The 21,131-nt window shown below is 63.8% G+C and carries 17 protein-coding genes; 7 read left to right on the forward strand and 10 right to left on the reverse strand.

What is annotated here, in order from left to right:
• The first annotated feature begins 3 nt into the window (after positions 1 to 3).
• A complete protein-coding gene (locus tag AC1VVM_RS17855) occupies positions 4 to 1,023 on the forward strand; it encodes a cupin-like domain-containing protein (RefSeq protein WP_482956980.1) in 1,020 nt (339 codons plus the stop codon).
• The gene (locus AC1VVM_RS17860) at positions 1,020 to 2,519 is read left to right on the forward strand and encodes a tryptophan halogenase family protein (RefSeq protein ID WP_482906680.1); all 1,500 of its coding nucleotides are present in this window, start codon (positions 1,020 to 1,022) and stop codon (positions 2,517 to 2,519) included. The genes AC1VVM_RS17855 and AC1VVM_RS17860 overlap by 4 nt, the downstream gene beginning before the upstream one ends.
• A gap of 42 nt (positions 2,520 to 2,561) precedes the next feature.
• Here the strand turns inward: AC1VVM_RS17860 and AC1VVM_RS17865 are convergent, their stop codons facing one another.
• The 6 genes from AC1VVM_RS17865 to AC1VVM_RS17890 all read right to left on the reverse strand — a co-directional run bounded on the left by AC1VVM_RS17865 (position 2,562) and on the right by AC1VVM_RS17890 (position 7,420).
• Positions 2,562 to 3,479 (reverse strand): copper resistance protein B, encoded by a 918-nt coding sequence (locus AC1VVM_RS17865; protein WP_482906681.1) that lies wholly within the window; start codon positions 3,477 to 3,479, stop codon positions 2,562 to 2,564.
• Entirely contained in the window at positions 3,476 to 5,158 is a 1,683-nt protein-coding gene (locus AC1VVM_RS17870; RefSeq protein ID WP_482906682.1) for a copper resistance system multicopper oxidase, read from the reverse strand. The genes AC1VVM_RS17865 and AC1VVM_RS17870 overlap by 4 nt, the downstream gene beginning before the upstream one ends.
• A 60-nt stretch (positions 5,159 to 5,218) precedes the next feature.
• The gene (locus tag AC1VVM_RS17875; protein WP_482906683.1) at positions 5,219 to 5,797 is read right to left on the reverse strand and encodes an RNA polymerase sigma factor; all 579 of its coding nucleotides are present in this window, start codon (positions 5,795 to 5,797) and stop codon (positions 5,219 to 5,221) included.
• Complete coding sequence (locus AC1VVM_RS17880) at positions 5,797 to 6,237, reverse strand: periplasmic heavy metal sensor (RefSeq protein WP_482906684.1); 441 nt, start codon at positions 6,235 to 6,237, stop codon at positions 5,797 to 5,799. Before AC1VVM_RS17880 ends, AC1VVM_RS17875 begins: the two co-directional genes overlap by 1 nt.
• The gene (locus AC1VVM_RS17885) at positions 6,237 to 6,506 is read right to left on the reverse strand and encodes a hypothetical protein (RefSeq protein ID WP_482906685.1); all 270 of its coding nucleotides are present in this window, start codon (positions 6,504 to 6,506) and stop codon (positions 6,237 to 6,239) included. The genes AC1VVM_RS17880 and AC1VVM_RS17885 overlap by 1 nt, the downstream gene beginning before the upstream one ends.
• Positions 6,507 to 6,592: 86 nt before the next feature.
• Positions 6,593 to 7,420, reverse strand: a complete 828-nt coding sequence (locus AC1VVM_RS17890) for a helix-turn-helix domain-containing protein (protein WP_482906686.1) — start codon at positions 7,418 to 7,420, stop codon at positions 6,593 to 6,595.
• Between AC1VVM_RS17890 and AC1VVM_RS17895 the strand changes: the two genes are divergently transcribed.
• The gene (locus AC1VVM_RS17895) at positions 7,374 to 9,230 is read left to right on the forward strand and encodes an aspartyl protease family protein (RefSeq protein ID WP_482956981.1); all 1,857 of its coding nucleotides are present in this window, start codon (positions 7,374 to 7,376) and stop codon (positions 9,228 to 9,230) included. The genes AC1VVM_RS17890 and AC1VVM_RS17895 overlap by 47 nt on opposite strands.
• 14 nt (positions 9,231 to 9,244) lie before the next feature.
• Here the strand turns inward: AC1VVM_RS17895 and AC1VVM_RS17900 are convergent, their stop codons facing one another.
• Positions 9,245 to 9,646, reverse strand: a complete 402-nt coding sequence (locus tag AC1VVM_RS17900; protein WP_482906688.1) for a hypothetical protein — start codon at positions 9,644 to 9,646, stop codon at positions 9,245 to 9,247.
• 91 nt (positions 9,647 to 9,737) lie between these two features.
• Between AC1VVM_RS17900 and AC1VVM_RS17905 the strand changes: the two genes are divergently transcribed.
• Positions 9,738 to 10,529, forward strand: coding sequence for an SDR family oxidoreductase (locus AC1VVM_RS17905; protein ID WP_482906689.1), 792 nt, complete (start codon positions 9,738 to 9,740; stop codon positions 10,527 to 10,529).
• Positions 10,530 to 10,533: 4 nt separating this feature from the next.
• Entirely contained in the window at positions 10,534 to 11,436 is a 903-nt protein-coding gene (locus tag AC1VVM_RS17910) for a glycoside hydrolase family protein (RefSeq protein WP_482906690.1), read from the forward strand.
• 19 nt (positions 11,437 to 11,455) lie between these two features.
• Here AC1VVM_RS17910 and AC1VVM_RS17915 read toward each other — a convergent pair whose 3' ends face one another.
• A complete protein-coding gene (locus AC1VVM_RS17915) occupies positions 11,456 to 12,319 on the reverse strand; it encodes a DMT family transporter (protein WP_482906691.1) in 864 nt (287 codons plus the stop codon).
• 113 nt (positions 12,320 to 12,432) lie between these two features.
• Between AC1VVM_RS17915 and AC1VVM_RS17920 the strand changes: the two genes are divergently transcribed.
• Positions 12,433 to 13,818 carry an aminotransferase-like domain-containing protein gene (locus tag AC1VVM_RS17920; RefSeq protein ID WP_482956982.1) on the forward strand — a complete coding sequence of 462 codons (1,386 nt, stop codon included), beginning with the start codon at positions 12,433 to 12,435 and terminating at the stop codon, positions 13,816 to 13,818.
• 24 nt (positions 13,819 to 13,842) lie between these two features.
• Here the strand turns inward: AC1VVM_RS17920 and AC1VVM_RS17925 are convergent, their stop codons facing one another.
• Together AC1VVM_RS17925 and AC1VVM_RS17930 are read right to left on the reverse strand one after the other, a co-directional pair.
• Positions 13,843 to 14,688, reverse strand: coding sequence for a hypothetical protein (locus AC1VVM_RS17925; protein ID WP_482906693.1), 846 nt, complete (start codon positions 14,686 to 14,688; stop codon positions 13,843 to 13,845).
• A gap of 78 nt (positions 14,689 to 14,766) precedes the next feature.
• Positions 14,767 to 17,409 carry a glycosyl hydrolase 115 family protein gene (locus tag AC1VVM_RS17930; RefSeq protein WP_482906694.1) on the reverse strand — a complete coding sequence of 881 codons (2,643 nt, stop codon included), beginning with the start codon at positions 17,407 to 17,409 and terminating at the stop codon, positions 14,767 to 14,769.
• Between the two features lie 547 nt (positions 17,410 to 17,956).
• On the opposite strand from AC1VVM_RS17930, the gene AC1VVM_RS17935 reads away from it, so the two are divergent.
• Positions 17,957 to 21,061: a TonB-dependent receptor gene (locus AC1VVM_RS17935; RefSeq protein WP_482906695.1), complete on the forward strand. Its 3,105-nt coding sequence runs from the start codon at positions 17,957 to 17,959 to the stop codon at positions 21,059 to 21,061.
• Positions 21,062 to 21,131 lie beyond the last annotated feature (70 nt).

Below are 21,131 nucleotides of genomic sequence, written 5' to 3' on the forward strand. Positions count from 1 at the left end.
TCGATGCGGCGCACGCAGGTGATCGACGACCTGCCGCTGAATACGCTGGGCGTGACTGCATTGATCGAGGCCGGGCGGCCCGTGATCGTCCGGGGCGCCGCATTGCATTGGCCTCTTGCGAGGGCAGGCTTGGCGTCCGCCGAAGACGCCGCGGAATTGCTCAAGCAGCACGATGCTGGTCATCCCGTAGTCGCTTATGTCGGGGATCCGGCAATTCGCGGACGATACCATTACAATTCCGAACTGACGGGGCTGAATTTCACCACCGAGCGCGGCACGCTATCGGCTTTTCTCGACAGGCTTCTGGCCATGCGGGGCTCGGGGAATGCACCGTCGCTCTATATCGGCTCGACCGATCTCGACACGTATCTTCCCGGCCTCCGCGCGTCGCACGATGCCGTGCTGGGCGACGATACATTCACGCGTCATTCTCCCATTGCCAGCATTTGGATCGGCAACCGGACCGTCGCTGCCGCGCATTGGGACATGTCTAACAACATGGCCGTGTGCGTTGCCGGCCGGCGGCGGTTCACGCTGTTTCCGCCCGATCAGGTGAGCAATCTTTATCCAGGGCCGATCGAACCGACCCCCGCCGGGCAGATCGTCAGCATGGTTGACCCGGCATCTCCGGATTTTGCCCGCTACTCGCGTTTTGCGGATGCGCTCGCAGCCGGCGAAGTGGCCGAACTGGAGCCCGGAGACGTGCTCATCTATCCGGCATTGTGGTGGCATCAGGTTGAAAGCCTGAGCGATTTCAATGTGCTGATCAATTACTGGTGGAACGCCGTGCCGGCATTTGTCGACGATCCGATGACGACCTTGCTGCACGGCTTGCTCAGCCTGCGTGAACGGCCCCCACATGAGAAGGCTGCGTGGCGCAGTATGTTCGATCACTACGTGTTCGGACCGCCCGAGGCTGCCTCAGCCCATTTGCCGGAAGCGGCGCGCGGGCCTCTCGCACCGCTCGACCCTTTGATAGCCCGCCGGCTACGGGCGCTGATTACCAACAGGATCAACCGATGAACACACCGCGCAAACGTGTCGTCGTCGCCGGTGGCGGCACTGCCGGATGGCTCGCCGCCACCGCACTCGTGCGCCAGTTGAGCGGGTTGACCGATGTTACGCTGGTTGAATCCGAGGAGATCGGCACTGTAGGCGTCGGCGAGTCGACCATCCCCACGATCCGCACGTTCCACGAGTTCATTGGCGTGCAGGAGAATGACTTCGTTCGCGCCACCCATGCCACGTTCAAGCTGGGCATTGGATTCGAAAACTGGGACCGGCTCGGCGACCACTATTTCCACCCGTTCGGTTCGGTTGGCCGCTCCACGTTCGTGGCTGATTTCCAGCACTTCTGGCTTGAAGGAAGAAAGGCCGGTTTCGGCGGAGATTACGGTGACTATTCGCTGGAACAGCAGGCGGCGATGGCGGGCCGGTTCGGCGCGTCCGGAGACAATTCGCTCGGCTATGCCTATCACCTCGATGCCAGCGCCTATGCCCGGTTCCTGCGCGGCGTGGCCGAAGGGGCCGGGGCGCGGCGCGTGGAAGGGCGCATCGCCAGCGTCGAACAGCATGGCGAAAGCGGCGATATCACCGCTCTCGTGCTGGCGTCGGGAGAGCGCATCGAAGGCGATCTGTTCATCGATTGCACCGGTTTTCGGGGCCTGCTGATCGAGCAGACGCTGAAGACCGGTTTCGAGGACTGGAGCCATTGGCTCCCTACCGACAGCGCCTTTGCCGTTCAGAGCGAAGCGACAGGCGATCCGGTTCCCTATACCCGAGCCATCGCGCACGGAGAGGGCTGGCGCTGGCGGATCCCGCTGCAACACCGCGTCGGCAACGGGATCGTTTACGACAGCAATTTCCTGTCCGACGACGAAGCGCGCGATCGTTTGCTACAGTCGCTGGACGGGCCGCCGCTGTTCGAACCGCGCCTGCTGCGTTTCACCGCCGGGATGCGCAAGCGTGTGTGGAATCGCAATTGCTTGTCGCTCGGCCTTGCCAGCGGTTTTGTGGAGCCGCTGGAATCGACGAGTATCCATCTGGTCATGGTGGCGGTGACTTGGTTGATCCAGAACTTCCCGTTCGGGCCGGACAATACGGCGGTGGCCGATTGGTTCAACGCCCGCTCACGCCATGAGTGGGAGCATGTGCGCGATTTCATCGTGCTTCACTATGCGATGACCCATCGGGACGACACGGCATTCTGGCGCGAACGCGCAGCGGCGGCCATCCCGGACAGCCTTGCCGCGCGCATTCAGTTGTTCCGTGAGGCGGCCATTGCCTATCAGAGCCAGGATGATCTGTTCCGGGTGGATTCGTGGGTCGCCGTGCTGACGGGGCAGGGCGTGTGGCCTGAAAGGCATCACCAGTTGCCCGCCATGTTGCCCAAGCCGCAATTGCAAGCTGCCCTGAATGATCTGCGGCGGAACATTGTTGGCGCGGTGGAGCGTATGCCCTCGCACGCGGCGCGTCTGGCGCAAATTGCCGATGAGACACGCGAGCGGGAAGTGCTCTGACGCCTTCTGATCCGGCGGCGCAGTGCACCGCGCGGATCGGGATCAGAACCACGCGCGGATGCCCGCAACCACGCTGGCTTCGTTCGCGTCTCTGCCATCGGCGCGGGCATAATCGGCGGTGCGGCCCGAAAGCCATGTCCAGTTCATGCCCAGATAGGGGGCGAATTCGCGCTTCACTTCATAACGGAGCCTGAGGCCCAGTTCCGCGCTGGTCAGCCCTGCGCCGATGCGCTCGGCGTGCATGTCCTGTGCCGAGAGGTTTACTTCGGCGCGTGGTTGCAGGATCAGGCGCTGGGTGATCCGCTGATCGTAGGCCGTTTCGATCCGTGCGGTTAGTTGGCCTTTTTCCGAAAGAAAGGCTGCGGCCTGAGACTCGAACTGATAGCGCGCGCGGCCTTCCAGTCCGATTGTTGCCCATGACCGCTGGGCTCCGGGCCCGAGATCCTGCCGCACGCCGAACTGCAGGTTCCACCAGGGATCGAGCGCTCTGGCGTAGAGTGCCTGCAGCTCGGCATGGTCGATGCCGCTGCCAAAAGTGCCTTCACCTTTGCTCTTGATGACGAAGCGGTCGACATCACCGAGCCAGGCCTCCCCCTCCCAGCGGTAGCCGTCCTTGCCGTCGCGGATCTGGTATTCGGCCAGATCGAAAAGGACTTTGGCGTAAGTCGTGACCGATGCCCCCATTGCGGTGCGCTCGGCGGCGGCCATCTCGGCGGGGTCCCAATAGCGGTCGGCAAGGCGATCGTGTGCCATTGCCGGCGGCGCCGCGCTGCCCGGAGACTGGTCGGTGCCGGCAGGTTCACCGTCCTGCGCCATCGACGTCTTCGGCATGGGCATCTCCGGCATGGACATGCCCGGCATGCTTCCGCCCTCCATGTGGTGGCCCGCGTGAGGGGCTGCCATTTGCGCTAGCGCGGTGCCGGGAAGGCTCAGCAGCAGGATGGTCAGAAACCGCCTCATGCCGAATGTCCTTCCATGGGCCGCACGGAGACGATGCGCATCATTCCCATCGCCATGTGCAGGGCGAGGTGGCAGTGAAATGCCCAGTCGCCGGTGATCGCAGTGACGTCCCAACTGACCTTGCCGCCGGGAAGGACGTTGACCGTGTGTTTGCGCGGCGAATGGTCGCCGTGGCCTGTGGCCAATTCGAAGAAGTGTCCGTGCAGGTGGATGGGGTGCGCCATCATCGTGTCGTTTATCAGGGTAATGCGCACCCGTTCGCCGGTGTGCATGGGCAAAGGATCATGGGCGTCGCTCATGGTCTTGCCGTCCATCGACCACATGTAGCGGTCCATGGCGCCGGTCAGATGGACTTCGATCTCGCGTTCGGCGGCGCGCGGATCCGGGTTGGGGTCGAGCGCTACAAGGTCGCGGTAAACGAGAACCTTGTGGCCGATTTTGTCGAGCCCCAGCCCCGGATCGCCGGTGCGGTCCATCGGCATCGGGTTGATCATCTCGACGCCGGGCCCAAGCCTGACTTGGGGGGCATGGGTACCGTCGCGCATGGACATGCCGGACATGTCCATGCCTTCCATTTCCATGCCCATATCCTTCATGGTCAGCACGGGGCGTTCGCGCAGTGGCGGAACGGGTGCCGTCATGCCCGGTCGCGGGGCCAGTGTGGCGAGGGCCATGCCCGAACGATCGACGCTTTCGCCGACGATGGTGAAGGCCCGGTCTTCGGTCGGGCATACGATCACGTCGTACGTTTCGCCCGGGGAGAACTGGAATTCGTCAACCGTGACCGGGCGAACGTCCTGTCCATCCGCGCTCACCACCGACATCGCAAGGCCGGGAATGCGCATGTTGAACACGGTCATGCCCGAAGCATTGATGAAGCGTAGGCGCACGCGTTCGCCGGGTTTGAATAGCGCGGTCCAGTTGGATTTGGACCCGTGCCCATTGACGAGATAGCGCAGAACGGCGCCGGTCACGTCGGAAATGTCGGTGGGGTCCATCCGCATGCGGCCCCAGGCCAGCCGGTCGGAAGGTGCCTGGTCCTTGCCGGCCAGCAACCCGGCCAGCGTCTGGCGCTGATAGTTGTAGTACCCCGGCTCGGCTTTGAGATTCCGCAGGATCCGCGCCGGATCGACGAAGCTGTGGTCCGAAAGTAGGATCACATGCTCGCGGTCGAACGGCGCCGGCTCGGCGCCCGCCGGATCGATCACGATCGGGCCATATAGCCCTTTCAGTTCCTGCAAGCCGGAGTGGCTGTGGTACCAGTAGGTGCCCGCCTGCTCGATGGGGAACTCGTAAGTGAAGTTCGAGCGCGGCTTGATGCCGGGGAACGAAACGCCCGGAACGCCGTCCATCTGGAACGGCAGCATGAGCCCGTGCCAGTGCAGTGAAGTGTCCTCGTCCAGCATATTCTCGACGGTCAGGCGCAAGTTCTGCCCCTGCTTCAGCCGCAGGAGAGGGCCCGGGACGGTTCCGTTGATGCTGATCGCGCGCGCCGGTTTGCCGTCGATGTCGAGCGTGTCGCGGGCGACCCGCAAGGTGATGTCCTCGCCGCTGAGCGTCGTCAGCCCGGCCGAGACCGGCTGCGCCCAGGCCGGCAGCCAGGACTGAAGCGCCAGCGCGCCGCCGCCGATCGCGCCCGCCCGGATGAGGTTGCGGCGGGTCACTTGTGGAAATTCCATGCCGAGAGATGCCCCTGAAAGTCGGTTCGTCACCCAATACGCGACCGGGCACCTATCCCCTCAGATTTTTCCGGCTGATTTTTCGCTCAAATTTTCGGATAGCCGTGCACGGGCGCGATAGAGGCGTGTTTCGACCGCTTTCTCGCTCACGCCTAGCACGGCGGCCGCCTCGGTCTGGCTCAGCCCCTCGATGGCGCGCAGGATCAGCGCCTCCTTCAGCTTGGCCGGTAGCGCGGCGATGGCGTGCATCGTGCGTTCCAGTTCCTGCCGGTCGGCGGTCTGCCGCTCGGCATCGGGCGTGGGTTCGGCTATGCCATGCGCGCTATCCAGCGGCACCGCGAAAGTGAAGAATTGCCGTACTTTGCGCCGCCGCGCCCAGTCATGGCTCTTGTTGATGACGATCCGGGCGAGCCAGTGCGCGAACGGCCGTGCGCCGTCGTAGCGCCGCAATGCGGCGAACGCGGCGATGAAGCTCTGCTGGGTCACGTCGAGCGCGGTGTCGTCATCGCCGCAGTGGTGCCGGGCGAGGCGGAACGCCGCGCCGCGATGGCGATCCATCAGCGCGCGATAGGCGGCCTGCCGTCCGCCCAGCGCGAGCGCGGCCAGTTCACCGTCCGTGCAGGCGGCGAGATCGATCATTAGCGCTGCTTCGCGGTGAGCGCCTTGACGACCGCCGCGTCGAAACGCGCCGCCTGATCGGGGCGCAGCACGCTGCGCATGGCGAAGATGTGCTCCAGCGTGGCCTTCTGCAACTCGCCCATCGCCCTGTGCGAGGCATCGACGGCGGCGGCGACTTGCGGGCCGTAGCCGCGTTCTGCCTCGATGGCGCTGGCCAGCCGGGCATTGTCCGCACGCAGTTCCAGTTCGAGTGCCTGACGGCGCAAGGCGAACTCGTGCTCGATTGCGTCGATCTTGCGGGTCTGTTCGGGGTCGAGGTCGAGCTGCGCATGAAGCAGGGTATGCAGTTCGGATTCTACCGGCGTGGGCGGCGCGATCCATGCGCGGCCGACAAGCACGCCGCCCATCGCCGCGCCGAAGGCCAGCAGAACCATCAGGACAAGACGAAGGCGCTCGTTCATCAATCGCCCCCGAGCAGTGTCGACGGGGCCAGTGCCGCCGGCGCGCCGAGCGGGAACGTGGTGGCGGCACGGATCGGGGGCGCGGGCACCACGGAGCCGACGATCCCGACACCCAGTGACAGCACAATCACCGTCGCCATGGTTCGTGCCGACACCCGCGAAGCCGCGCGCGCCGCCAGGCCGGTCAGCACGGCGTCGTCGATGTCGCCCAGCCGGGGATCGAGCGGCAGCCTGCCGAGGCGGGATAGGATGGTGTCGATGTCGTCCATGGCAATCGATTCCCGAAGTTGCGATCCGCTTACGCGGCGGCTTGGCGGATCCCTCGAAACTTTTTTCGGTGGCGGCGCAAGTTGCTCTACTTTGCGAGAAGTTCCGCAGTGTTTCCGGACCGCGCCATCAATTGCATTGGAGTCATGCCGGTCTCGCTTTTGACCGTCCGGGTGAGGTGGGCCTGATCGGAAAACCCTGCGTCGCATGCAATATTCGCCAGGCTGTCGGTGCTGCGATCGATGAGTTGCAAGGCTCTGTGCATGCGCGAGATGAGCCGGAACCGGGCGGGGGATACGGAGAACTCCTGCCGGAAGCCGCGACTGAGGCTGCCGTGATGCAGGCCGTGCGCCTCGGCCCAATCGCGCAGGCAAAGATCCGGGCTGGTTCGAAGAGCGGCGGCGAGCAAGGCCGGCCAGTCTTGATCGACTGCGGGCTTGGGGACGAATTCCGCCTTCAGTTTTTCCGCCGCCATGGCGGGGCTGCGTTCGGCAAGGCGGACGATCCCATCGATATTGTCGATAGATCCCAATACTGGCGCATTCCAGCCGTGCGGCAAGGGAAGGACCAGCACTTCCGCGCCGCACTCGGCAAATCGGTCCAGATGATTTTCGTAGGCCCGGTGGACGATGACCTCTCCAGGCCCGACTTCGTGCCGCCCGGTATCGCCCGCCTCGACGTATCTGCCGCTTATCACGACGGCGGCAAAGGGCGCGTCGTGCCGGTGGCGGGCCAGCGATTGGTGCGCAGGGTGGCGCATTCGTCCTGCCGGCGCGTTGCGCAGGCAGGTGCACGGTGCAGGTGAATTTCGTTCAAGACCGGACATCGTCCCCACCTTACCAGTTGGGCAGCCCGTTTGGAGACGAATATTGGAATTTCTTCTCGCTGCCGCTTCCGCAATCGCTTGCGTTTCCAATCCCGCAGCACTGCTGGATGCCAACCGGCAAGCCACGCTGCTGAGCACGGCGGCTCCTGAAACCGTGGTTTCCCGGTACCGCACAAGCGATGCCGGGCTGGACGGCGAGGCGACCGTTACCGTGGACCGGGCCTCCGGCATGTATATCGAGGAAAGCCGGTCCGGTCCGGTCGGCGGAACCGAGGGGTTCGACGGGGCGCGCGCATGGGCGCGCGATCTCACCGGGTTTGCCTTGCCGCAGGACGGCGGGAACAAGCGGCCGCTCGCGGTGAACGAGGCCTATCGTAATGCCGGCCTGTGGTGGCGCAGTGATCGCGCGGGAGCGGTTGTGGAATCGCTGGGCTGCGACCGGCTGCGCATCACGCCGAAGGGCGGCGCTCCGTTTGAGGCCAGCTCCGATCCGCAGACGCATCTGCTGCGCGCCGTCCTTGAGCAAACGACTTTCGGACATTCGGCAGAGGTCCGCTATTCGGCCTATGCCCTCTCGAACGGCCTGATGGTCCCGCAGCGGATCGAGACGATCACCGATGGCGACGAGGCTTCGCCCGTGACCATGGACCTGTTGGAGGTGAAGCCCGCCGCCGCGCTGGGCTCTGCCTATTACGCGATGCCGGTTCAACAGCCGTCCGATTGGTCCTTGCCCCCATCCGGACGTGTGGTCGTCCCCTTCCGCCTGCTGAACAATCACGTGATTGCCGAGATCAAGGTGAACGGTCGCGGGCCGTTTTCATTCCTCATCGACACCGGCGGGCATGAGATTGTCACGCCCTGGCTCGCGCAGGAATTGGGACTGACGGCTGTTGGTCAGAGCAAATCGTCGGGTGCCGGTGAGAAGACCGTGACGACCGGTTACACGCGCATTGCCACGCTCGACGCCGGCGGAGCGGTAGTGCACGATCCCTTGGCCGTCGTGCTCGATTTCAGTCCGCTGGATGTCGAGGGGATCCGGCTGGGCGGCATGTTGGGGGTCGGGTTCTTCGAGCGCTTCGTGGTCACTCTGGATTACGGTGCCAAGACCATGACGATCATCGACCGTACTTGTTTCGCGGAACAGGAGCGGCGCGGGGCCGGGACTCCGGTGCCTTTCACGTTTTACGAGCACATGCCGCAAGTGCAGGGCAGCATCGATGGCAGGGCGGCGCGGTTCAACATCGATACGGGCTCTCGCTCGGACGTTACGCTGACGGCGCCTTTCGTCGAGAAAGCGGCGCTTCTCTCAGCCTATCCGGGTGCGGTCTCCGTTACCGACGGGTGGGGCGTGGGCGGGCCTTCGCGATCGACGGTAACGCGCGCTGCGATGCTGACGCTGGGTCCGGTGGATGTCTGCGGCCCGATCGCGGGCCTGAGTTCGGCACGGCGCGGGGCCTTCAGCGATCCGAACTACGAGGGGAATGTCGGAAGCGGCTTGCTCAAGCGCTACAAGGTCACGTTCGATTACGGAAACCGGACAATGTACCTCGCATCGCTGCGCAATCCCGATCCTGATACGGCGCTGGCCGACCGGGCCGGAATGTGGATCAATGGCGCCAAAGAAGGCGTTCAGGTCATGGATATCATGACGGGAGGACCTGCCGCCTTGGCCGGGCTCCGGAACGGCGATGTCATACAACGCATCGCGAACGTGCGCGCCGTGGACCGCTCGCTGTCCGACTGGCGCAGTTACTTCAAGCTGGTGCCGCCGGGGCGCCCCGTCGCGCTTTTGGTGTCGCGGGGCAGCGATCTGCGCAAGGTGACGATCGTCCCGGCCCAGCTACTACCTCTTGCGGGCTGCGATGATCGGCAGCTCGCTCTTTCCGGCCCTAAATCCTGACGCCGGGGCCGGCGTTAGCGGCTTGCCTGAGCGTCGCGATCAAAATCGTAGCCGGCCTCAACGTCCTGGATGTCGAACGGGAACCATGTGCCCTGGCCGTGGTCGTACAACTGCACGACGCGGTCGGTGACGTGCGCCGTATAGGCACTTGATGTGGCCCGGTCGTAGCCTTGCGCCATGGTGCCGTTGATCTCGAAAGACACGAAAGTCTTGTCGCCGGCATCGTAGAGTTCGGGAAGCGTGCCGCCGAACTTTGCCATGCGGCCGCCGTCGAAGCCTTGCAGTTGATCTCCCCGGCATTCGGCGGCGATGCGCAGATCCCGTCCGGCCGAATGATCGTAGATACCTGCAACCTTCTTGCCGGTGATGAAGGCATAGGCCGCCGCAGCAACCATCGCGCGAGTGTGAGCTAACATGCCCCCACTTGGCATCCGGAGGATCAGGAAAGCAAGGCGGTTTGGTGGAGGATCGTCTGGCACCGCTGTCTCGTTGGAGAGTTTAGCGGGTATGACCACTCTCAACATAGCGCTGCCCGAACATTCCGTAGCCATCGTGACGGGGGGCGAATCCGGGATCGGCAGGGCGGTCGCGGTCAGGCTTGCGCAGGCCGGTGTGCCGGTCGTCATCACATATCACAACGACAAGGCGGCCGCCGACGCGGTTCTGGCCGAAGTGCAGGCGGGGGGTGGCCGCGCTGTGGCGGCAAAAACTGACGTCGCGGACGAACGGCAAGTTGAGGCCCTGTTCGATCTGGCGGAAAGGACGTTCGGCACTGTCGATCTTCTGGTCAATTCTGCCGGACGCAATATGTCGGGCGTGATGCTGCGCGACATGGAGCTGGCGCAGTTCGATGGCGTTATCCGCGCGGATCTCTACGGCCCCTTCCTGACCTGCCGGCGGATGGTGCGCGCGCTGGAGGCCGCCGGGCGGGGCGGGCGCATCGTCAATATCTCCTCCATACACGAGCGGGCCCCGCGCGCGGGCGGCGCCGATTACGACGCGGCCAAGGGCGGCCTCGCGCAGTTGACGGCCACGCTTGCACTTGAACTTGCGCCGGCCAGGATCGCGGTGAACGGCATCGCTCCCGGCATGATCCTTACGCCGATGAACCAGAGCGCGCTGGACAATCCGGCGGAGCTGCGCGCCAAGGAGGCGGCCATTCCGTGGGGCCGTGCCGGGCGGCCGGAGGAAGTGGCGGAACTTGCGCTGTTCCTGCTTTCACCTGCGACGGACTATATCACCGGAACCACCGTGACGATCGACGGTGCCCTGTCGCTGACGGTTGCGCAAGGAGCCTGATCGCGTGCCGGCCTATGTGGTGGAGGATTTGCAGGACGTCACGCTCGATGCGGCGGCTCCCGATGGCCGCTTGGCGGGCCACGACCTCATGAGCCCGTTCGTCTGGACGGAAGAGGGCATCTATCATCTGCTCGTCAGGGTCTTGCCCAATCCGCTTGGGCCGAACGATCCAACCGGCGTGATCTGGCCCGGCAGTTCCACGGACGGCGTCTGCTTTCACATCGCCGATGCGCCCGCGATCGTGCCGGGCCCCAACCCCGACGACGCCGGAGGCTGTGAAGATCCGACTGTCGTTCAGGGAAAGGACGGTGGCTATCTGATCTTCTACACGGGCGTGGATGCGGCCCGCTCGCAAGGTTCACTGCTGGTCGCCAAGGGGCCCAAGCTCACCGACTTGCGGGAGAACCGCGTCATGCTCAAGGCGCCGCCCGGAGAGGGGAACATCAAGGAGGCCACGCTTGCGCGGGGTACCGACGGGCGGTTCCGGCTGTTCTACGAATACGCGAAGAACGATGCTTCGCGCATCGGCATGGCTGTCGGGCCCACCGAGGAAGGCCCCTGGAAGGTCGCCGAGGACCCCTTTACGGTGCGTGAAGATGGCTGGGACAACTGGCACCTTTCCACCGGGCCCATCGTCCAGATAGACGGGCAGGACCCGGTGATGTTCTACAACGGGGCCACCGCCGATGCGCGATGGCGGATCGGGTGGATCAGCTTTGCGCCGGACTTCAGCCGAGTGACCGGGCGCGGCGTGGAGCCGATCCTGATGCCGCCGCCCGCGAAGGACAGGGCCGCTACCGACATAGCCTTCGCCGCGTCCTGTCTGGTGATCGGGGAAGACATCTGGCTGTACTATTCACTGGAAGACAGGATCCTGCGGCGCGCCCGCATTCATCGCTACGGCTGATCCCGCTCGTCAGAATCGGCTATGCGAAGCGCTTCGCCCCGGCCACGCTGGCGACAACCACCATCGTCGCGGCCAGCATGCCGGGGGCGACGTGTTCCTGAAGAAGGAAGGCCGCAAGGCCAAGGCCCAGAAAAGGCTGGAGAAGCTGCAACTGGCCGATCTTGGCAATCCCGCCAAGGCTGAGCCCACGGTACCAGAAGATGAACCCGATCAGCATCGAGAAGACGGAAACATAGGCAAGGCCCAGCCAACTCGGCAGGCCGACGTTTGCGATGCCGTCCCGGGGCCAGAACGCGATAGTACCCGCGATGGCCAGCGGCACGCAGAGCAGCAAGGCCCAACTGATGACCTGCCATCCGCCCAGTTCGCGGGTCAGGACTGCTCCCTCGGCATAGCCAAGACCGCATACGATGATCGCCAGGATCATCAGGCCATCGCCCAGCGCGGACGAATGCGCCTCTTTCGTCAATGCGAAGCCCGCGACTGCCAGGGCGCCAACCACGGCAAATGCCCAGAAGGCGGACGAAGGGCGCTCGCCGCCGCGCACCACGCCGAAAATGGCTGTGCTGAGCGGCAATAGTCCCATGAAGACAAGGGAACGCGCGGAAGACATGTGCTGCAATGCCAGTGCAGAGAGCAGAGGGAAGCCGATAACGCAGCAGCTAGCGACCACCGCAACCTGCTGCCACTGCCGGTGCGTCGGGCGGGGTTGGCGCAGTCCGGCCAGAAGGAGAAAGGCCAGGCCGCCCGCGATTAGCGCCCGCATACTCGTCAACAGCAAGGGCGAAAATCCCAGCACGGCCATGCGCGTGGCGGGCATGGAGCCGCTGAAAATGGCCACTGCCAGCAAGCCACTGCCCCAGCCCCGATAGGTATCTTGCATCAACGGTCCCTCGAAATCCAACAGGCGCAGATCTAGCGAAGGGGACTGGCGCGGCCAGTTACACAGCGGTACAGTTTGATTATTTTGTGCTGGTATAGAGAGTGATACAGATCATGGAGGAAACGCAGACCGGGCGCGTGATGGAGGGCATCCGCAGCCGCATTTCGGGGCGTCTCCTCTGTGCGGGCGATCGCTTGCCGTCGGTGCGGCGCAGTGCGACCAGCTTCGGCGTTTCACCGGCAACGGTGGTCGAAGCCTATGACCGGCTGGTTGCCGAAGGCCTGATCGAGGCCGTCCCGCGTTCGGGCTTTTACGTCAGCCATCTTGCCAGTGCGCCGCAAAGCCCCTCGGCACGTGCTCCGCAGCGCGATCACGAAATCGATCCTTTCTGGGTGTCGCGGCAGTCGCTCGATGCCCCCTTGGCTAATGACAAGCCGGGCTGCGGCTGGCTGCCGCCCGATTGGATGCCGCAACGCGCCTTGCAGAAGGCGCTGCGCGACCTCAGCCGTGATGTCGATCTGCTGACTCATTACGGCACCACGGCGGGCGATCCGGTGCTGCGCAGGCAGATCGCCCTGCGTTTCGCGGCGGAGGGGCTGGAGTGCGACCCCGACCAGATCCTGCTGACCAATTCGGGATCGCAGGCCATCGATCTGATTTGCCGGCTCTTGCTGAAGCCGGGCGATACGGTCCTGCTCGATGACCCCTGCTACTTCAACTATCAGGCGCTGATCGCCACGCACAACGTGCGCGCCGTCAGCGTGCCCTACACGTCGACCGGGCCCGATGCGGCCGTGTTCGAAGCCATCGTTTCGGCCGAGCGGCCGCGCCTCTACATCACCAATTCGAACCTTCACAATCCGACCGGCTCCAGCCTCAGTTTGGTTACCGCACACCGCCTGCCCGGCATCGCCGCCGCTTATGGCATGGTGATCGTGGAGGACGACATCTTCGCGGACTTTGCCCCCGGGGTGCCGACGATGGCCGCGCTCGATGGTCTTTTGGGGGTGATCCGCGTGGGCAGCTTCTCGAAAACCCTGTCCGCGGCGCTGCGCTGCGGCTATATCGCGGCGCGCCCCGAATGGATCGACGCTCTCACCGACCTGCAATTGGCAACCGGCTTCGGCGGACCCAACCTTATCGCCACGAACGCCATAAGCCGCATTCTCGCAGGGGGTGGCTATCGTCGCCACATGGAGGCTCTGCGCAGCAGATTGACCAAGGTGCGCAAGACCGTGGGGCTGCGCCTCGCATCGATGGATATCATGCCGCAGGGCGAGCCCGTTGGCGGTTTCACATTGTGGTGTCGTTTGCCCGAAGGCGTGGACAGCACGATCCTTGCCCGGACATGCCTCGCTCAGGATGTGGTCTTGGCTCCGGGCAACGTGTTCAGCCCAAGTCAGAGCGCGGCGCGCTATGTGCGGTTCAATGTCGCCCAGACAAGCGACTATGCCTTGGGCGTGGTCGGCTCGGCCTTGCAGGGCGAAACGGCGGCTTGAACTCTCGTGATCCGGCGTGGGCGATCAGTCGCACCAAAGTGCCTCGTTCACCATGTGAGGGCGCGGGCACGGTTTCGCGGGCAGGGGCAGTGCCATGCCGGGGCGCCAGATTCCCAGCCTTCGCTGGATGTTCGGCATCTCGGAATCGATGACCGCGAGCGGGTTGCCGTCGCCATAGGCCGTCGCGCTGCGAAACCGCAGCACTTGCCGGAATGTGCCTGCCGCGTCCGGGCGCGAGACCGAGATCCAGTATCCGAACGGTGCATCGTCGGTGGGATCGGCAGCGATCACCGCTCCGGCAAGCGGGCCGCTTTCGACGTAGCGAATTTCCTGATTGTTGTTGCGGTTGGTGCGACGCTCGTACGCGAGCCGGAAGGCGTCATTCGCCCGGTCATAGGCGTAGAGTTGCAAGGATACCCGCTGATCGCCATTGCCGGAGTGGAAGCTGGCGAGTTCGATCAGCAGCAACGGCCGTTCGCTGGAAGGCCGGACCACCTGAGCGCGGCGCAAGAAGTGCGGCTGGGCGAACAGGTCATCGCCGCTGGGCAGGCGCAATGCGCGGTTCGGCGCGGGATCGCAGTTGCGGCCATTGTCCCGCGTCAGACACAGGGAAATCGCCCCTGGCACCATCTCGCCATCGGCGGGATCTTCTACCTGTGGGCCCTGCGTGACGGTAAGTCGCCAGGGCGAGCGTGCGGCAAACGGCGCCTTGAGGTCGAGAGGCGCCATGAGGTCGAGAGGCGCCATGAGGTCGAGAGGCGCCATGAGCGGACTGGGCGTGGCAGCGGAGGCAGTCGGCGCCGCCGGCGCCCCCGCCACCACCATCGCGCTCAGAGTGAGCCCGAAAGCTTTGCCCGATGGGAAACGCATCGTCACCATTCTCCCCGGCGGTGGTGATTTGGGGCACCGCGCTTCCCGCCCAATCTTTGCATGCGAGTGACCCGGCTGTTAGCCGGTTCCTGCTTGCGGCCCAAGATAGGTTGTGGGCACGGGGACAGTCCCGACCACCAGCTTTTGCAGAGCCATGTTGTCGTCGACCCGCCAGACTTTGACGGTGTGTCGCCCGGCACTGGTGCTCCCCATCTCGGCCGAAAGTCGTACGACATTGTCGCATACTGCGTCCGCCCAGCGCTGCTTGCCTGCGGTATCCGGTGCGCCGCCCGAAGCATCGAGCTGCGATTGCAGTATCTGGACCGGCCCATTGTCGAGTGAAACGCCGATCCGCGTGCCCTCATGGCCGAGCGTGTCGAGCGTCGGCGTCAGATAGAGCGTTACCGTTGCCGGCCCGGCTTGCGGCAAAGTGATGTCGTACTCAAGGCATAGGCCGTCGTCAGGACGGGTGGCGGGCCGGCCCTGCGGCAGCGCAAGTACCGCGCCTGCGGTACGGCCGAGATGCGGGACGGTCGTCCAGTGCAGACCGCTGCCGTTGCGGGCTCGGCTGAATGCCTGTGCTTCCACTGCGATCACGCCCGCAGGCATCGGCGCGCGGTTCACGAATTTGGGCTGCGGCCGCTGCCGGTCGCTCGGCGTGTCGGCGCCGACCCGCATGATGCTCGGCATCGTCTGCTGCGTGGGGTCGTTCCAGATGACGTAATTCATGTGAACCTGCGTCATCATGCCGTCCCACTTGCCGCCGTTGATCGTGTGATAGCGCTGCGCCAGCTCGGAATCGCGGCGAAAGGCGGTCTCGACCTGATCGGCGAAATAGTTGGCGCGCGCATCGTTTTTGGAGGCGAGCAGGCGGTTCCACGCCGTGCCGTAATAGAGCCGGTACAAGTTCGCCAAGGCCGCAATCGGGAATTCGATTAGCTGGTAATAGGCGTCGAGCTTGTCGGGGGAGAGTCTGGCGCGCGCCGCGAGCATGCGGGCCTCCAGCATGTCCCATTCGGCCATGATTGCGCCGAATTCACCGCCATCGAGACCGTCGGGCGTAATGCCGCCCAGCGCGAAGCTGGCTTCGTTGATCAGTTCGGGTTTCCGCCGCGCCGCATACTGGCTGTAGGCCGTGATCAGGTCACCGATCGGCCCGGCCTGTTCGGGGCCGAAAGTGGCAGCCGCCCAGTTTCGCGGATAGGCCGCGAGAGCCGCAGGCGTCATCGCTTCCGGATTCCAGGCCTGCGCCATGAAGAAGCCGAGCGGATATTCCATTGGCTTAATATCGCCGACGTTCACGATCCACATCGCCCGCGCGCCGCGCTGGTAGGCGAGGTCCATCTGCTGCCAGGTCTTCTCGATCTGGTTGGTGTTGATCCACTTGTAATTGCGCGGTCCGCCGACATAGTCGAAGTGGTAATAGATGCCGTAGCCGCCAAGACGAGGCGCCGCCGCGGGATCGGGCAAGCGCCGAATCTGGCCCCAGTTGTCGTCAGAAAAGAGCAGGGTGACGTCGTCCGGCACTTTCATGCCGTGGTCGTAATAGTCCTGCACCTCCTTGTAGAGCGCCCAGACTTGCGGCGTCTCGCTGGCCGGCTTGCCGGTGACGTCGGCGATGATGTCGCGCTGATCGGCGACGATCCGTTCCAGAAGGTCGGTCGCCGTGCCTTCCGCCATAGCCTGATCGCCATCGCCGCGCATGCCCACGGTGACGACCGACTCGTAGCCCCGGCCGCCTCCACGCGACATCATGCGCTCGATCCCGCCGCGCCAGAAGGTGCGCAAATTGTCGCGGTTGTCGGTGTAATCCCAGGCACCGCCAGTCACGCCCTTGTCGGTGTGGCGATGCCATTCGGCCTGTGCGCGCAGCATGGGCTCATGGTGCGAATTGCCCATCACGACGCCCATCGCATCCGCGAGCACCATGCTCTGCGGATCGTCGTCGGCAAAGGCCTTGCCCCACATGGCGGGCCACAGATAATTGCCCTTCATCCGCAGAAGCAGCTCGAAGACGGGCGCGTACATGGCCGCATTGACGCCGCCGAACTTCTTCCGGGCCCAGCCGCTGAAGCAGGGGTCCTCGTCGTTGATGAAGAAGCCGCGATAGCGCACTTTAGGCTGGTCGCGGCGCGAGCCGGCCGGGATCAAGACTTCGCGTCGGCGCGAGACGGGAACATCGGCGAACCAGCACCAGGGCGATACGCCCATCCGCTCGGAAATGTCGTAAGTGCCGAACACTGCGCCGCGCCGATCCGAACCGACGATCACCAATGCGCGGGGCACGCCGGGCATGGGCTTGTCGATCACGATCTGGCGAAAGGCCTCCCACTCGCCGCGAATGTCGCCCGCGTCCAGTTTGCCGGCGGCGACGAGGCGGTCAATCATGGGGCTCTGGCCGAGGACGCCGATCATCACCACGGGGCCACGCAGCGTGTCTTCTGCGCTCTGCAAGAATCGAGGCTTGTTGCCGCTGACGCGCTCCAGATCCGCCGCAAAGCTGGCGCCCACATGGTGAACGGCGGAATCGGCGCCCGCATCGACCAGCACTGTCGCCGGTTTGCCATCGACGATCAGCGGGAACGCCGTGCGCGGGTCCGCAGCATCGGCCTTGGCAAGTGCGGCAAAGGCAGGCGAGGGCACGACAGCAAGCGCCGCGCTCCACGCAGCGCTACCCAGCAGTTTGCGACGCGACAGGGCGCATGTGTTGGCTTCGGGCATCCTGATTTTCCTATGTTCTGATTTTATCTCGCCGTTAGGCTCGGTTGTTCGATCCGATGGTCAGCACCATCTGGGCGGCGACGCTGTACCGGAAGGGACGGACGGCATGGCCAAGGCCGCATCGCTCGACAGCTCACAGGGAAACTGTTTCAACACCCCCCCCCTCACGACCATGTTATCGCTATCACATATTGTCGACGCGAACCGGGCGGTCAATCGGATCGTTTGCCCGGGAGGTCTGCATTCCCGCGCGGCCCACTGGAGGAGGCTTTGCCCGTCCTGCATATTAGACGGAGTAAATATGATGATCGTCTTATAGATTGACTATTGTGAATAGCGATCGGGCTTAGCGGTCATCTATCTCCATTTTCGGCTAAATTTCCCGGATAGACATCGGGTTGCGCCGAATAGAATCTTCAAAAAGAGGGCCTCCTTCGTAAAGGCCGTTGACAAGTCTCAAGATCGTCCTATCAATCCAAAAATGTGAGCGCTACCATGGGGTAGTTTCAAAGCGCTTCTCAAGAGAGCGCATATTTAGGAGGGGAATATGGGCACATACACCACAGATTCGCGCGCCATGATGATTCGCCGGGCACTGCTTGGGGCAACCATCCTTGCCGGGGCGTTCCCGATCATCGCGCAGGCGCAGGATGCGCAGAGCGCCGCTCCCGCTGCAACGGCGGCCGCGCCTGACCAGAACGCCAGTGACGATGCGCAGGCAATCATCGTCACCGGCTACCGCCGCAGCCTTGCCGAGGCGATTGCCTCCAAGCGCGACACGACATCGTTCAGCGATTCGATCTTTGCCGAAGATATCGGCAAGTTCCCGGACACCAACATCGCCGAATCGCTTAACCGCATTCCCGGCGTCACCATCAGCCGCGATATCGACGGTTCCGGCACCAACGTCGCGATCCGCGGATTGGGCAGCAACTTCACCAGCGTGACCCTGAATGGCGCGCCGATCGCAGTCGCGTCTTCGGGCACGACGGACGCGCAGGGCACCGACCGTTCGGTCGACCTCAGCTTCTTCCCGACCGAACTGTTCACGCAGTTGACGGTCAACAAGAGCTATTCGGCCAGCCTTATCGAAGGCGGCGCAGCGGGTAACGTCAACCTTCGCAGCGCCCGTCCGTTCGACCGCGAAGGGACTCACTTCTCCTATAGCTTGCAGGGCATCAAGAACAGCCCGGCAAACAAGTGGGGTGGCCGCGGATCGGCGCTGGCCAGCGCGACTTTCGGCGATTTCGGCATTCTCGCAGGCGTATCGGCGCAGCGTGACCAGTCACTGGTCAAGGGCTTTGAAACCATCGGCTGGACCAATCCCAACCTTTCCGCCGCGCAGTGCGGCGCGACCTCGGGTTGCAACAGCACCGGTGGCGGCAACTGGACCATTCCTGGGACCGTCCCTGCCAATGCCGGCAACGGTCTGGTCACCGGCACCACGATCGATCAGGCATTCCTGCTGGCACACAACCCGGGTCTGACTATCCAGCAGATCGACAACGGGATTATCCCGCGTCTTGGCCGTCCGTCGATTTCTTCCGGCACGCGTGACCGGATCAACGCGATCCTGAGCGCCGAGTGGAAGCCCAGCGACAAGATCGACGTCTACATCGATGGCATGTATGGACGTAAGAAGAACGATCTCCGGCGCATCGACATGAACTGGGTCGGTCGCAACGGCTCGGCCATCCCGCTCAACATGACCGTGGACAAGGACGATTGCAGCAACGGCTGCACGGTGACCAGCGGCACCTTTGCGAATTCGCAGTTCTTCCTCGAATATCGTCCCTTCATCGAAACGACCGAATACTACGGCTTCAATCCGGGTCTTTCGTGGCAGGTGATGGATAACCTGAAGTTCAACTTCCAGGTCAACTACCTTCACAGCACTTTCCATCGTGAATCGCCGACTGTCCTTGTCAACACTGCGGCAAGCTCGGGCGTAACGGTCGATTACGTGAACAACGGGTCGATCCCTTCGATCACGACGAACGTCGATCTCAACGATCCGGCGAACTTCATCTGGAACGGCGGACGCGTCAACGTTCAGGACGAACGCCGCACCAATATCAACAAGGGCCTGCGCGGCGACCTGACGTGGGGCGACGAGTCCTTCAACATCAAGGCTGGCGGCAATTACGACGACATCTCGCGCCGGATCACCGCCTACGACAACAGCCAAGCGTGGCAGAACGCAACCTGCGGCAATGACCCCAGCGTTTTCGTTCCCTCGCCGAACAGTCAGCCGGCGTGCCAGGGTCTCGACGCACCCGGCTCGGCGCCGGCAGGTTATCCGACCTGGCCGGGCTACACGGGTGGCGCGGTGACTTACGGTGGCTCGCTGATTCCGCAGTCTGCACTGGCCAGCTACCTGACCCCTGGTCCGGGCGGTTTTGTCACGCTTGACTGGAAGCGGTTCGCCAAGGACAGCAATTACGCCTACTTCCATGATAACGCGCCTGATACGGGTTCGGCGAATACGGGCGCCAGCGGCGGCTATATTCGTGAGAAGTCGGCAGCCGGGTTCATTGAGGCGAACGGTAAGGCCGAAGTTGCCGGTAGCGATCTGCGCTACAACATCGGCGTACGCTTCGTTCATACGGATCAGACCATCAGCGGTCGCGTCTCGCTGCCGGATCCGCGCAACACGCCGCCCGCCGGCACCCCGGCGCCGCTTGATGGCGGGCTGTATCCGAACATCGTGAGCCAGGCGACTACTCACAACAGCTATGACAACTGGCTGCCGGCCATGAACCTCGCCTATGATGTGGGTGAACATGCTGTCGCACGTCTTTCGCTGTCGAAGACGATGACACGGCCGGATCCGAATGCTCAGCTGCCGGGCGTCAATTTCTCCAGCCCCTCTGCAGACGTCGCGACGATCGGTAATCCGGCGCTCAAGCCTTATGTCTCGAAGAACATCGATCTTGGCATCGAGTATTACACCGGGCCGGGCGGGTTGGTCAGCATGGCTGCGTTCCGCAAGGAAATGAGCGGGTTCACCACGCTTGGTACGGCGACGGTCAATTTCTCGTCGCTCGCACCCTATGGCATCACCTACGACAACCTGAACCCGACGCAGCAAGGCGCGATCAATGCGCGCGGCGGGCCGGACAACGCCACGGTCGTGGTCCAACAGCAGGTCAATGCGTCAGGCAAGATGATCGTCAACGGACTTGAGTTCCAGTGGGTCCAGCCGCTTGACTTCGTGACCGAGCAGTTTGGCATCCGGGGTCTTGGCTTCAATGCCAACGCCACGATTGTCGATCAGCACGGCGAAGGTACCCCGGCGCCGGTGGCATATGGTGTGGCCAAGTACACCTATAACATCACCGGCTATTACGAGAACCACGGTGTCAGCCTGCGCGTCTCGACGACCTTCCAGAAGGGTTCGCAGATCTCGGGCCCCAACCAGAACGGCATCACCAATGCCGCGCTGTTCTCGGATGACCTGCAGCGTTGGGACTTCTCGTCCAGCTTCGACCTTTACAAGATGTTCGGGATCGACCACGCACCGGAAATCACGTTCGACGTGGCGAACTTCGGCAATGCCACGCAGCGTACGTACTTCCAGTTCACCAACGCCACGTACACGGCCTACAAGCCTGGTCGCCAGTTCATGATCGGCGTCCGCGGCTCGTTCTAAGATTACCCACTCGAGGGCGTGGCCGGTATTGCCGGTCACGCCCTCTATTTTTTTGCTATACGGGTAGGCG

The sequence above is a fragment of the Novosphingobium sp. BL-S-33 genome (genome assembly GCF_056857025.1).

What these genes read in the sequence shown, in the direction of transcription:
- AC1VVM_RS17855 (WP_482956980.1), top strand. Translation starts at nt 4, where the DNA reads ATGCGGCGCACGCAGGTGATCGACGACCTGCCGCTGAATACGCTGGGC.
- AC1VVM_RS17860 (WP_482906680.1), top strand. Translation starts at nt 1,020, where the DNA reads ATGAACACACCGCGCAAACGTGTCGTCGTCGCCGGTGGCGGCACTGCC.
- AC1VVM_RS17865 (WP_482906681.1), bottom strand. Translation starts at nt 3,479, where the DNA reads ATGAGGCGGTTTCTGACCATCCTGCTGCTGAGCCTTCCCGGCACCGCG.
- AC1VVM_RS17870 (WP_482906682.1), bottom strand. Translation starts at nt 5,158, where the DNA reads ATGGAATTTCCACAAGTGACCCGCCGCAACCTCATCCGGGCGGGCGCG.
- AC1VVM_RS17875 (WP_482906683.1), bottom strand. Translation starts at nt 5,797, where the DNA reads ATGATCGATCTCGCCGCCTGCACGGACGGTGAACTGGCCGCGCTCGCG.
- AC1VVM_RS17880 (WP_482906684.1), bottom strand. Translation starts at nt 6,237, where the DNA reads ATGAACGAGCGCCTTCGTCTTGTCCTGATGGTTCTGCTGGCCTTCGGC.
- AC1VVM_RS17885 (WP_482906685.1), bottom strand. Translation starts at nt 6,506, where the DNA reads ATGGACGACATCGACACCATCCTATCCCGCCTCGGCAGGCTGCCGCTC.
- AC1VVM_RS17900 (WP_482906688.1), bottom strand. Translation starts at nt 9,646, where the DNA reads ATGTTAGCTCACACTCGCGCGATGGTTGCTGCGGCGGCCTATGCCTTC.
- AC1VVM_RS17905 (WP_482906689.1), top strand. Translation starts at nt 9,738, where the DNA reads ATGACCACTCTCAACATAGCGCTGCCCGAACATTCCGTAGCCATCGTG.
- AC1VVM_RS17915 (WP_482906691.1), bottom strand. Translation starts at nt 12,319, where the DNA reads ATGCAAGATACCTATCGGGGCTGGGGCAGTGGCTTGCTGGCAGTGGCC.
- AC1VVM_RS17920 (WP_482956982.1), top strand. Translation starts at nt 12,433, where the DNA reads ATGGAGGAAACGCAGACCGGGCGCGTGATGGAGGGCATCCGCAGCCGC.
- AC1VVM_RS17925 (WP_482906693.1), bottom strand. Translation starts at nt 14,688, where the DNA reads ATGCGTTTCCCATCGGGCAAAGCTTTCGGGCTCACTCTGAGCGCGATG.
- AC1VVM_RS17930 (WP_482906694.1), bottom strand. Translation starts at nt 17,409, where the DNA reads ATGCCCGAAGCCAACACATGCGCCCTGTCGCGTCGCAAACTGCTGGGT.
- AC1VVM_RS17935 (WP_482906695.1), top strand. Translation starts at nt 17,957, where the DNA reads ATGGGCACATACACCACAGATTCGCGCGCCATGATGATTCGCCGGGCA.